At 64.1% G+C, this 11729-nt stretch carries 14 protein-coding genes; 9 read left to right on the top strand and 5 right to left on the bottom strand.

Annotated elements, in window-relative coordinates; all coding sequences use genetic code 11:
• Positions 1-55 precede the first annotated feature (55 nt).
• The 4 genes from ACQR1H_RS27000 (at position 56) to ACQR1H_RS26985 (ending at position 3161) form a co-directional block, all read left to right on the top strand.
• Positions 56-766, top strand: coding sequence for a hypothetical protein (locus tag ACQR1H_RS27000; RefSeq protein ID WP_315803612.1), 711 nt, complete (start codon positions 56-58; stop codon positions 764-766).
• A complete protein-coding gene (locus tag ACQR1H_RS26995) occupies positions 766-2058 on the top strand; it encodes an MFS transporter (protein ID WP_316180020.1) in 1293 nt (430 codons plus the stop codon). Before ACQR1H_RS27000 ends, ACQR1H_RS26995 begins: the two co-directional genes overlap by 1 nt.
• Positions 2059-2175: 117 nt before the next feature.
• Positions 2176-2838: a YqcI/YcgG family protein gene (locus ACQR1H_RS26990; protein ID WP_315803614.1), complete on the top strand. Its 663-nt coding sequence runs from the start codon at positions 2176-2178 to the stop codon at positions 2836-2838.
• Complete coding sequence (locus ACQR1H_RS26985) at positions 2835-3161, top strand: cupin domain-containing protein (protein ID WP_315803615.1); 327 nt, start codon at positions 2835-2837, stop codon at positions 3159-3161. The genes ACQR1H_RS26990 and ACQR1H_RS26985 overlap by 4 nt, the downstream gene beginning before the upstream one ends.
• Positions 3162-3163: 2 nt before the next feature.
• Here ACQR1H_RS26985 and ACQR1H_RS26980 read toward each other — a convergent pair whose 3' ends face one another.
• Positions 3164-3352 carry a hypothetical protein gene (locus tag ACQR1H_RS26980; RefSeq protein ID WP_315712988.1) on the bottom strand — a complete coding sequence of 63 codons (189 nt, stop codon included), beginning with the start codon at positions 3350-3352 and terminating at the stop codon, positions 3164-3166.
• Between ACQR1H_RS26980 and ACQR1H_RS26975 the strand changes: the two genes are divergently transcribed.
• Together ACQR1H_RS26975 and ACQR1H_RS26970 are read left to right on the top strand one after the other, a co-directional pair.
• The gene (locus ACQR1H_RS26975; protein ID WP_315803616.1) at positions 3333-3563 is read left to right on the top strand and encodes a hypothetical protein; all 231 of its coding nucleotides are present in this window, start codon (positions 3333-3335) and stop codon (positions 3561-3563) included. The two genes, ACQR1H_RS26980 and ACQR1H_RS26975, sit on opposite strands and share 20 nt — an antisense overlap.
• 223 nt (positions 3564-3786) lie before the next feature.
• Positions 3787-4020, top strand: a complete 234-nt coding sequence (locus tag ACQR1H_RS26970) for a DUF6894 family protein (protein ID WP_315712992.1) — start codon at positions 3787-3789, stop codon at positions 4018-4020.
• Positions 4021-4244: 224 nt separating this feature from the next.
• Here ACQR1H_RS26970 and ACQR1H_RS26965 read toward each other — a convergent pair whose 3' ends face one another.
• Entirely contained in the window at positions 4245-5300 is a 1056-nt protein-coding gene (locus ACQR1H_RS26965) for a hypothetical protein (RefSeq protein WP_315803617.1), read from the bottom strand.
• Positions 5301-5534: 234 nt separating this feature from the next.
• On the opposite strand from ACQR1H_RS26965, the gene bamA reads away from it, so the two are divergent.
• Complete coding sequence (gene bamA, locus ACQR1H_RS26960; protein WP_434908526.1) at positions 5535-7856, top strand: outer membrane protein assembly factor BamA; 2322 nt, start codon at positions 5535-5537, stop codon at positions 7854-7856.
• 36 nt (positions 7857-7892) lie between these two features.
• On the opposite strand, the gene ACQR1H_RS26955 is transcribed toward bamA, so the two are convergent.
• A complete protein-coding gene (locus ACQR1H_RS26955) occupies positions 7893-8321 on the bottom strand; it encodes a hypothetical protein (RefSeq protein WP_315803619.1) in 429 nt (142 codons plus the stop codon).
• Positions 8322-8569: 248 nt separating this feature from the next.
• Between ACQR1H_RS26955 and ACQR1H_RS26950 the strand changes: the two genes are divergently transcribed.
• Entirely contained in the window at positions 8570-8926 is a 357-nt protein-coding gene (locus ACQR1H_RS26950) for a hypothetical protein (protein ID WP_316180018.1), read from the top strand.
• A 65-nt stretch (positions 8927-8991) separates the two neighbouring features.
• On the opposite strand, the gene ACQR1H_RS26945 is transcribed toward ACQR1H_RS26950, so the two are convergent.
• Together ACQR1H_RS26945 and ACQR1H_RS26940 are read right to left on the bottom strand one after the other, a co-directional pair.
• Entirely contained in the window at positions 8992-9591 is a 600-nt protein-coding gene (locus ACQR1H_RS26945; protein ID WP_316216966.1) for a DUF6456 domain-containing protein, read from the bottom strand.
• Positions 9592-9643: 52 nt separating this feature from the next.
• On the bottom strand, positions 9644-10174 hold the full coding sequence (locus ACQR1H_RS26940; RefSeq protein WP_434908455.1) for a GcrA family cell cycle regulator: 531 nt from the start codon (positions 10172-10174) through the stop codon (positions 9644-9646).
• Positions 10175-10324: 150 nt separating this feature from the next.
• On the opposite strand from ACQR1H_RS26940, the gene ACQR1H_RS26935 reads away from it, so the two are divergent.
• Positions 10325-10942, top strand: coding sequence for a LexA family transcriptional regulator (locus ACQR1H_RS26935; RefSeq protein WP_315713004.1), 618 nt, complete (start codon positions 10325-10327; stop codon positions 10940-10942).
• The last annotated feature ends 787 nt before the right edge of the window (positions 10943-11729 follow it).

Here is an 11729-nt window from a genome sequence, read left to right as displayed (position 1 = left end):
AAGCCATCGGAGCCCCGCCTGTATAGCTCGACCTTGCAGTGCTGGAGTTCACGCGATGTCGCGCAACCTGGACGGCCGATACAAGACGGTCGCCTCGCCCTGGGACGACTACACCGTCTACAGCTTCTCCGATGCGTCGGAGATCCAGCAGCCTGATCGGCAGCCGATCATGGATGCGATGAATTCGATCATTGCCATTAACTGGAAAGCAATCGAACCCCACTGGACCGCGACCTCGTCGCCATTCGACAGCAAATACAGCCTCGTTCTGGTCTACGATCACATCGGACTGGTCGCGTTCTCGGTCTATCGCGTGATGACGATCGCGCAGCGGCTGGCCATCTACCGCAGTGGGACCGAAGTACTACCCGCACATCAGGGCCGTGGCCTGTATGGGTTCTTTACGTCGCAGATCCTCAAGCATCCTGGGTCGGCCACGCCCGGCGAGGAAATTCTGTACGGATGGCGAACGCGCAACCCGATCGTGTGGGCGGCCAACGCCAAGATTTGCGAGAGAGTCGCGCCGTCGCTGCTCGACGAGTCCGCGGATGCCGAGCTGCAGGCCGCCTGCGTCGAGATGTGTGCGACCATCTATCCGGGCAAGCAGCTCGAGGTGCCCCACATGATCATGCGTGGCGCCTATGGACACATCCAGCACATCAGGCAGGACTATCACGGCAGGGCCTCGCTGGTTGAGACCGCGATGTCGCGGATCATCCCGGATTCCGCCGACGCCCTGTTCTCCGTCGGCTACGCGAGGGTGTGATGGCGGCGCTTGGACAACAGGCGGTCGCGTCCTCTCCGCTCCGGTTCTTCGATCGCGCCTATGTCGCGTGGGGAACGGTCGCGTTCGCCTACGCCATCGCCTTCCTGCAGCGGATGTCGCCGCAGACCGTGGGCCTCGACTTCATGCGGGACTTCGGCACCGACGCCTCCGGCGTCGCGATGCTCGCCTCCAGCTACTTCTGGGGCTACACATTGATGCAAATCCCCGCGGGCGTGCTGGTCGACCGCTACGGTGTGAAGCGCGTCGTGCTGTGCAGCATGACGGCATCCGTGCTCGGCAGCGCCGCCTTCGCCCTGTCGCCCACCCTGCTCGACGTCTTCATCGCGCGGGTGGTCGTGGCCTGCGGCGACGCGCTGGTGTTCACGGCGCTGCTGAAGCTCGTCGCGCAGAGCTTTTCCGACCAGCGTTTCGGCCTGATGTCCGGCGTCTCCCAGGTATCGGGCTATGTCGGCGGCGTCCTCGCCACGACTCCGCTCGCTGCTGCGGTCAGCGGCTTCGGCTGGCGCGCCTGTTTTCTCTTCATTGCCTGCGTCGGCGTCGTGAACTTCGCCTGCGCGTCGGCGACCCTGAAATCCGCACCGGCGAACTACACCAGTAGGACGCTGAAGAGCGTCCTGATCACGAGCTGGCATGCGCTCGGGTCGGCCGCGACCTGGGGATGCGCCATGAGCTTCGCTGCGCATTTCGCGGTCGTGACCACGCTCGCCGGCGTATGGGGCATCCCGATGGTCGCGCATTATTTCGGCATCTCGCCGTCGGCGGCCGGCGGCCCCCTGCTCGCCTTCATGGTCGGCAACGCCATCGGATCGATCTTTCTCGGCCATGCCGCGGACCGGATGCAGTCGCTCAATGCAGCTCTGATCTCCATCACCTTCCTGCGCATGCTGCTCGTCGTGATGCTGTTGCCGGCACTGGCGCACAGCTTCGGCTTCTTCTATGTCGGCGCGGTGTTCGCCCTGCTCGGCCTGGTGGCCGGGGGCACCGTGCCGCTGATCCTGAAAAGCACCAAGCATCTCTACACGGCGGAGCGCATCGGCGTCGGCGCATCGATCAATACGACGGCCGCCGGCATTTTTGCCGGACTGGCTCAGCCGGTGATCGCCTTTGCCATGGTGAGTGCGAGCGGCCTCAACCCCGACATCGGATCAAGCCTGCGCAGTGCTGCCAGCGATTCCGGCTACGCAGCCCTGATCGAGATTCTTCTCCTGATGTCGCTTCCTGGACTGCTTGGGCCGCTGATGATGAGGCGCAAATTGATACTTCGTACTTAAGCATAAAAAACAGAGAGGGTCAGTATGTCGCGTTTGTATTTGAGAAGGGACGAAGTCCGATCCGGCCATCAGGCCGGAAGCTGGCAGAGCGTCCTGTTTTCGGAATTCGAGGCTCAGATGAGCAGCGAAGCAAGACCCTTTCCGTGCGTATACGGCGTCGCGGGCTATCGTCACGATCAGCTTCGCTATCTGTTTCTCGACCCCATCGACATCGATGTGCTCGGCCAGCAGCTCGCCTTGTTCGTCTCCGAGAGCCGCTCGCACGGGCCCAACACCTCGCTGGTCCTGTTCACCCGCCCGCGCCCGGTTCAGACCATCGACTCCTACTACAAGAAGTTCTGGAAGATCCTCGATCAGTTGGCCCGCGTCGACAGCCAGCCGTGGCCGGCCGAAATTCCCGAGACCGTCGATCATCCGATGTGGGAGTTCTCGTTTGCCGGAGAGCCGATCTTCGTGGTCTGCAGCACACCCGCGCATGTGATGCGGCAAAGCCGTCGCTCGAGCGCATTCATGCTGACCTTCCAACCGCGCTGGGTGTTCGAACGGATGCTCGGCACCGATGAGGCCGCCGCCAAGGCCTTCGGCGAGGTGCGCAAACGGCTGGTCCCGTTCGACACGACGGCGCCGTCGCCCCAGCTCGGACGCTACGGCAATCCGGAGGGCCGGGAGTTCAAGCAGTATTTCCTCTACGACGACAACCAGCCGCCGCCGGCCTGTCCCTTCCACAAGCTGGCGCAGACCAAGCCATCGTCTATCGCAGACAAGGAGCAGGCCGCATGACCCAGATCATCGCTGGAACGAAGACCAGCTTTGCGATCGATCCCGACATCCTGGCGCTGTTGCCGACGCAGGGCTGCATCGAGCTGCAGCACGATGCGGCCGGCAAGGTTCACGCCTTTCATACCCACCCGGTCGACGAAATCCTCGTCGTGATCCGGGGACGGCTCACGTTTCGTTGGGAAGGCGGCGAGCGCATCTGCACGGCCGGCGACAAGATTCTGCTGCCGGCCGGGACGCTGCACGAATCGGAAGCGCTGGATGATGCAATCTACGCGATCGCGACGCGACCGCCCGCAACCATTGCATGCAATCGGGAGGGATGAGCTCAGGACAGAGGGCGATCGGTCTCCGAAAGGGACTCCGCGGTCAACCGCTCAACCATCTCGATCACCTCGATGCGCTGGCCCGGAGCCAGCTTCAGGAATGCCTTCAGCAGACGAAGGCTTTCCACGGCTTCGCTCGATGGGGCTCCGAGCTTCGTGTGCAGCTCCGCGATGAATGTTGAATTCTTCATCTCGCACCTTTGGCAGGAAACAGTAATGCCAGTCCTTAGCAAACGTGAAGGCCTTGCACGCAAGGTAGATACTGCAGCAATCGAGGCTGAAAGTCTTGGTCTGACGACTGCGACCCTGATCCTCAGGATGGCCCGCCTGGAAATCGACCGTGCGGAACCCGAAGAGGTTGAAAGTATGCCAGCGAACAACTCTTGCAGCAAGCCGAACTGACCGGTTGGTTGATTTCGGCGTCACAATTTGAGCCTTCTGGCAGTTTCTGGCTGACGATACCAGTGGAAACGGTCGTTTACCGAACGAGGCGGGGGGATTACGGAAGCGGTAAGCTTGTCCTCCACATTAGAGGTCTTCTATAGTTTGCTTGGGGAAAGAATGGGTTGCGGATCCTGTCCGGGATCCGTGCCCACTCCCGCGACACAGCGGCTGCAGGAAGACCATGCGCACTTATTATTTCGATATGAAGGATGGCATTCCGACCAGAGACCGGACCGGCCTGGAATTTGCGACGAGTGCAGGGGCGATCGAGCACAGCCGGGATTTGGCCCGGCGCCTCCGGCACGACCCGCGCATCACCGACCGCAGGCTGTCCATCGTCGTCGTCGACGAATCTGGCGCGGAGGTTCACCGCGAGCCGGTTTATCCGGCTGCAGTGAAAGCCAGCCTGTCCTGATTTTTTCATAGGCGTGCCAGCAGTGACTGCGCGCTGACTGCTTTTTCTACTTTTCGTAGAGGGCACGAAAAGCAAGACAACTCTTGAGTGTGCATATCGGACGCGCGGTCCGGGCCGCTTCGGCATCAAGAGCCCCCTGAGTGCCAGACGCCCCGCCGATCCACTCGACCGGCTCTCTCCTTTCCTCGGCCGCCAACGCACGCCGCCGCTGCACCACCGAGGGCCTATTGCTGCTTCTCCCAAAACGAGAGCAGGCCCTGGGAGGCCGAACCGCCGATCACGCACGGGATGCCGACGGCGACCTGCCCCAGCGCGGCGGCCGAGACACAACCGAGCGCAAGGGCGCCGACGCCGAGCTGTCCCCAGAAATCCATGTTGCGCCGGGCATCCGAGCCCTTGGTCTTCAGCTCCTCGACGGCGGCGACGGCATCCTTGCGGACGGCGCCGAGCTGCACCGTATCGGCGGCCTCGACCACCTCCCTGAGCGGCTCCTTGACCGGTCCCGACTGCCGCGCCAGTTCCTCCCGGAGATAGTCGCGCAGGCTGGCATCGCGCACCGAGTAGCTGGCAAGCGTATAGCGCGCCATGCTGCCGATCGTCAGCTTGTCGACCGTGTCGCGGCTCTTCGACCAAGGCAGCATCTGGACGATACGCTGGATCGGTACGCGCGAGCCGGTTGCGAAGTAATAGCCCCAGAGGATGTCGAGCAGATCCTGGTGGGTCGCGTAGCTGAGCCGCGTGTCGAGCTTGCGTTCCTCCTTCTTGAACGGATTCTGCGTCAATGCGCCACGCAGCTTGTCCATCACGCCAGGCTTCGTTTCCTCCAATGGGATGTCCATCAAGGTCGGCTGTGCGCCGCTGAGATAGCCGTCGATCATCACGCGGCGGCCCGGCATCTTCGGCGCCACCCTGCGCATGAGATTGCGCCAGTCCGGCAGACCTGAATAAGCGATGGCTCGCACGACCACCCACTCCTCCTCGGGAGGCACGGGAAAGAAGCTGTTGACAAGTTGTTCGGCCTTGGCGGGATTGGAGCCGATCGCCCCCGCGATGAATCCGAGATAAATGCCCGCGTTCTCCGGCTCCTTGAACGTCTGTGAATGGAATAGCACCCGGACCGCCGCCGGCACATGGGCGTAGTCGGGTTTGGTGCGATAGTTGTAGATCCAGTTCTGGACGACACCGAGCGACGCGCGTGGGTCGATCTCCGGGACGACCGCAGCAGCAAGAGCTGATTGAACGAAAGTGCAAGCGATGAGGGCCAAGGCGATCGCGCGCATGGTCTGCTCCCGACAAACGTTCGCCGCATCAGCATCTGCTGGCGCGTACGGATGAGGACGATGCTGCACGCCGTTTGAATCGACTCTGCGTCGAATCTGCGGCCGTGCTCGGTTCCCTGCCGGTCACCCTTCGCAGGCGTGATCGCAGGCCGCCAAGTCTCCACGGCCTCGACATGATTTGGCCGTCCACCGGCTCTTGCATCTGGGCATGACGAGCAGGCAGATGCGTGCATGTTGACCGCCCGGAACAGCCGTCACCGCGGAGACAGCAGATCGCGACACGTCGCATTGATCGTTGCGACACTGTCGGTGCTGACGTCTGCGCCGCCGGCCGTAGCGGGCGAAGCCCTTGCAGTACAGGGCAATCGGCGCGTCGATGCCGACACCGTGCGATCCTATTTTCACGCTGACGTCAACGGGCGATACGACGCCGCCGCGCTCGACGCCGGCTTGAAGGCGCTGGTTGGGAGCGGACTGTTCGACGACGTGAAGATCAGCCGCGCCGATGGACGGACCGTGGTCCGCGTCTCGGAAGCAAAAGTGCTCGATCGCGTCGCCTTCGAAGGTAACAAGAAGGTGAAGGATGCGGAGCTCACGGGCGCGGTGCTATCAACGCCGCGTGCCGGCCTCCAGCGCGCAACTGTCCAGGGCGACGTCGCCCGCATCATCCAGGCGTATCATCGTGTGGGACGCGACGACGTCCGCGTGGTCCCGGAGATCATCGATCGCGGCAACGACCGCGTCGATCTCGTCTTCACGATCACCGAAGGCAGGAAGACGCCGGTCAGGGCGATCAGCTTCACGGGCAACCGGGCCTACGGCGCACGGCAATTGCACGCGGTGATCAAGACCTCGGCCACCAACGTGCTGAGCTTCGTGACCGGCGGCAATGTCTACGACGCCGATCGCGTCAACGAGGACCGCGAACTGCTGCGGCAATACTATCGTAACCACGGCTACGCCGATGCCGAGGTCACGAACGTGAGCGTCGACTATGACGCGGCAAATGGCGGCTACAACCTCACCTTTGCGATCGAGGAAGGCGTCCTCTATAGGCTTGCGGTGGTCGACATCTCCTGTAACGTGCAGGGGCTGACGTGCGAGCGCCTGCGTCCGCTGGTGCTGGCGCAGCAGGGCGACACGTTCGACCAGAGCAAGATCGACAAGACCTCCGAGGTCCTGACGGCCGAGCTTGGCAAGCTCGGCCTTCCGTTTGCGCAGGTCGAGCCCAGGATCACGCGCCATGCGCAGGATCGGCTGGCCGACGTCATCTTCCAGATCGAGCAGGGACGGCGCAGCTATGTCGAGCGCATCGAGATCCACGGCAACACGCGCACGCATGATGACGTGATTCGACGCGAGTTCGACGTCAGCGAGGGCGATGCCTACAACAGGACGTTGATCGACCGCGCCGAACGTCGCCTGCGCAACCTCAACTACTTCAAGACCGTCAAGATCTCGACGCGGCCTGGCTCGGCCAGCGATCGCGTGGTGCTGGACGTCGAGGCCATCGATCAGGCGACCGGCGACTTCAACGTCTCGGGCGGCTATTCGTCCACGGACGGATTGCTCGCCGAGGTCAAGATCGGTGACCGCAACGTGCTCGGCACCGGCAACACTGCGCAGGCCACTTTCACCTACGGCCAGTTCGCGCGAGGCGCCAGCCTGTCGTTCACCTCGCCCTACGCCCTCGGTCGAACGACACCTGGCATGGAGCTGTTCGCGCGACAGAGCATGGTCAGCACGTTCCAATCGTTCGGCAGCAACACCTATGGCGGCGCCCTTACCCTCGGCATGCCGGTCAGCGAGCAGACGGCCATGCTGTGGCGCTATTCGCTCTATGACCAGAGGGTGGTGCTCGCACCGGGGATCTCGCCAGCGGCGGTGTCCCTGCCGGTTCGCCAAGCGGTCGCAGCCGGGCGGCAGACGGTGTCCTCGCTCGGCAATACCGTCACCTACAGCACCCTCGACAACAACAAGGTGCCGACCAGCGGCATCCGCTCACAGTTGACGCAGGATCTCGCCGGCCTCGGAGGCGACGTTCGCTTCTTACGGACCACAGGCGACGTCCGCTATTATCGATCGATCAACAGCGACCTGACCGGCATGGTGCGCGCGCAAGGCGGCTATATCACCGGATGGGGCGGCCAGCAGGCGCCGCTGCTCAACAGCTTCTTCGGCGGTCCTACCATGGTGCGCGGCTTCGCGCCGGGCGGCTTCGGACCGCGTGATCTGACGCCGGGATCGACGATGGACAATGTGGGCGGCAGCCTGTTCTGGGCGACCACGGCGGAGCTGCAGGGCAACATTCCCGGATTGCCGCAAGAATACGGCCTGCGTGCATCGGCCTTCGTCGACGCCGGGACCGTGTTCGGCTATCGCGGCCCGACCCAGAATGTCCAGGTGGTGAACAGGAACGTGCTGCGGTCCTCGGTCGGCGTCGGCATGACCTGGGCATCGCCGTTCGGACCGCTTACCGTCGACTACGCGGTCCCGATCAGCAAGGCGGCGTATGACGTCGTGCAGCCCCTCCGTTTCAGCGCCGGTGGCTTCTGAGCCAACGCCGCAACGTCGACGGAGCGCCGCGTCACCTCAGTACGGATAATAGTAACCGCGCGGGCCGTAATACGGGTGACCGTAATACGGGCGAACATAGTAGGGCCGCGGTGCGTAGTACACCCGCGGCGGCCCGTAATAGCCGGGGCCGGGATAATAGCCGGGCCCATAGTAATAATAGTCGTCGTTCTGATGCGCGGCGATTGCGCCGAAGGTGCCGATCATTGCACCCATGATGGCCAAGCCGGCGGCTGGATTGCCCCTGTAGACGCGGCGGTAGCGCCGGCGAGCGCTGAGATCGGTCAAATCGCCGGCTGTCGCCGTCGCGACCGCCGGCTTGTTGGCCGGACCCGCCACCCGCGCATGGGCCGGCGCCGGCGCGCTTGCCACCACGGCGATGGCCGCGACGGCCGCAATCGCGATTTTTCCACCGGCCGAAGGAGATCGATATTTCCCGCTGAACATGGCATCACCCTTCACTTCACTCATTCCCGAATACAACATGGCCGGGCGTGCAGCTTGACCTGTGTCAACTCAGGACGAACCAGCCGTCCGGCGGCACGTACGCATCCCGCAATCGTGCTTAGACGCGACGTCACGCCTCCTGGTTCAGCCCACCGCCGCATCGATTTCTGCGAACCGATGGCCGCCCGTCGGGAACCAATGGCTGCACACCGACGCCGTCCATCATGCCGTCGGCAACAGGAGTCCTCATGCCTTCCAGACTGACACGCCCATTCTTCAGCGCCGTCGCCACGCTGGCGCTCACCGCTTCGATGGCGAGCGCCGGCGACAGCGCGACCTCGCTGTTCAAGGTGGTGACCGTCAAGGATGAGATCGTCATCGGTCTCAATAGCGAAGAGCTGGCTACGATCGGCGGGAACGATGCCAGCGCCGTTGCGCGCGCATTGGCGCAGAAAGGCGACCTCGCAGCCTGGCAGTACAACGTTCATCGCGGCCCGAACGGCGAGCTGCAGATGGCACCTTCGGCCAAGATTGCTCTGCTGTCGCATGCCTCGCTGCGCGTCGAGCCCTACAGCACCACTTATGTCGTGGCGCCCCATCCCTGAACGAAACGATTGTCCGACCGGCGCTCGTACCGTCGACGACGGAACGAGGCCGGTCGGGCCAGCCGTTAGCTCTCGCCCCGATGGCCCGATCGCACGGCCCCATCGCATGTCCTGGGGACCCTGTCGGTGGAAAACCCGTAGACCACGGCCAGCCGGTCCAGGCACTCCTTGAAGCGGCGGGCGAAATAGTCGTTCCAGCGCTGGCTGGCGAGCCCCCGCTTGTGTCCGACCTGCTCCATGGTCAGGCCGTGCACCAGGATGTCATGGGTAATCGCCGCGCCGTCGGCGCCGAGCTCGCGTTCGGCGCGGTTGAGCCGCAGCACCGCCCGCCTCTGGCCTTCGGTGACCGGCTCGCGCCCGCGGGCGCCGTCAACGTGCTCGCGCGAGGGATCGATCGCCTGCGGGCCTCGCTCGGCCCGCTCCCAATCGTTCTGGAACGCCCGTCCGGCCCGGTATTGGGCGTCATCGAGCTGCTTGTGCGCGTGCAGCCGGCCGAGCGGGTCGCTGCGGACCGATCGCAACGCGACGATCTTTTCGCCGGGCTCAAGCGCCAGCGGGTCGTCGATCTCTACGGGAATCACGTCTGCATTTCGCGGCAGGTCGTGAGCTCTGCGGTCGTGGGTCTTGGACATGCGATGGGGCTTGCTGCGTCGGGGGCGCGCCATGTCTCGTCTCCGGAAAATGAATGGGGTCGGTTCGGGTCGGGCTTGCCGCGCTCTACGCGGCCGCGACCAGCCGCAGGATCAAACGGCCGGCGGGACGCAAAGCGGTTTCCTCGGGCGGAAGCCGCGTGAGATGGTAATGCGGCGTGCAGTAGCAGGAGCCGGGCTGGCGCGGATGACCGCAAAAAGTGATGGGATCGTCGTCCCGGTCGCCGCCATAGGGGTAGCGGCAATCGTTGCGCCCGAGCTGGTCGAGGGACAGCAGGCGCGGGCTGATGCCGACGCAACGCAGCTTGACGGCCGCCGCGGGTTTCGCCGCGGATGGCATCGGCCGGGCCGCCGCGTCCGGGCTCCGCCGTCCGGTTCGGGACGCCGCGGACATCGGCCGGGGCGTGGATCGCGCGGCTTTCGGCCCGCCCGGCGCGGCCAGCCCGATCCGCTTGCCGCGGCCAAGCGTCGCGTTCCGGGTATAGGCGGTTCCGAACTGCGCATTGAGCGCGCGCGCGATCTCGGCATAGGACCGCCCCTGGGCATGAAGCTCGCACAGCATCTTGGAATGCTGGTCTGGCCAATCTGTGGATTGCATTCTCGCCTCTTCCTTCTGGGTCGGGGCCGCCGGACCCGCCGGCTCACCCGACGGCCAAATCTTCCGATATTCCGAAGAAAAAGTCAAGCTTGAGTTCTGATTATTCGAAACATATAATGTCTTCCGAGATTCGCAAAAGAGGTCAAAGCCATGTTGGACGTTGCCATGATCGAGCGTGCACTCGAGAAGCCAGGAAAGACGAAAGGAGGGTTGGCCCGCGCCATGGGCGTGCGGCCGGGCGCGGTCTCCGAGATCCTCGGCGGCCAGCGCCTGATCAAGGCGGCCGAGATTCCGCTCATTACGGAGTATCTCGAGCTCAATTCCGTCCCCATCATGGGCCGGGTCGGCGCCGGCTCGGTGATCGAGCCCGATTACGAGCAGGTGCCCGTCGAGGGCCTCGGCGAGGTCGCCCTGCCCTTCCCGATCTCCGAGGAGACCATCGCCTTCGAGGTAACGGGCGATTCGATGCTGCCGAAATACGAGAACGGCGATGTGATCGTGGTCTACCGCGAGCAGCGCCACCCGCTGTCGAGCTTCTACGGCGAGGAGGCGGTGGTGCGCCTCAAGTCCGGCGAGCGTTACCTGAAGACGATCGAACGGGGCAAATCGCCGTCCGTGGTCAATCTGAAGAGCTTCAACGCCAAGCCGATCGTCGGGGTCAAGCTGGACTGGATCGGCGAGATCTTCGTCACCCTGCCGCGCGGCCAGATTTCGCGGATCCGCGCCAAGGCGGCCGCCAAGTCGCGCGCCCGCGCGGCAAACAAGTAAGACTCGAGGCCGGATGCAGGGGACGCCGAGGCGCTCCCCCTGCATCCCCTCCCTCCAGTGGAGGGTGGGCACCGCGCCTGTTGCGCCGTCGTGATCGACAATTCTGAGCGACATATGGGGATGTGCGTCCATGGTCTCGCGGCGCCCCAGGCGTCCGAGTGATACAGTGGTCTCACCCTCTTCAAACGAGAGGGTGCAGGGAAGGCCGGACCTCGACTGAGGCCCGTGGCCCGCCTGCTCAAAAAATGCAGGCGGCAGGTACCACAGGTCCAGCCGGAACGATCCGGCCCTCCCTGCGCGATGGTTTTCACGGCTGCTTCGCGTTCTCCCCGGTGCGCCGGGCTTGTTGGTCACCGTCACCCACGCGGCGCTGTCAGCGCCGGCGCAGGCTTGATACTGGCATCGGAGTATCAGGACCACGCGACTTGACCGTGCGAGCCGATGTTGTTCGTCCGCGCGAATGACCACGCTGCAAACCGGCTCGCCCATCACTCCCCGCCTCCACGTGTCGTGACGACCGCGATACGCCCTCTCCACGAGGCGGGATGCGCCTAGACAATCACGAATTCTGAAAAAGAGAAAGAAGAATTTTTCGGCCCGGCGGGCCGGACCGGGGCAATGCGTTGAAGCCTCGCCCAAAACAAGCGTTTCCGCACACGTCGTCTGCAGGCGATCGAAGGCCATGAAACGGACCATCGTGCGGGCGCATCGACCCTGATTCGCCCGACGGGCGTGACGCCTTGCCACCAGCCGCGCCTGGCGCCCGGATCAGTCCTCGACCCGCAGC

It is taken from the genome of Bradyrhizobium sp. HKCCYLRH2015 (assembly GCF_051168215.1).
Taxonomy (GTDB): Bacteria; Pseudomonadota; Alphaproteobacteria; order Rhizobiales; family Xanthobacteraceae; genus Bradyrhizobium.
Note: the sequence above shows the minus strand (reverse complement) of the source record. Positions and strands in the feature narration are given on the sequence as shown.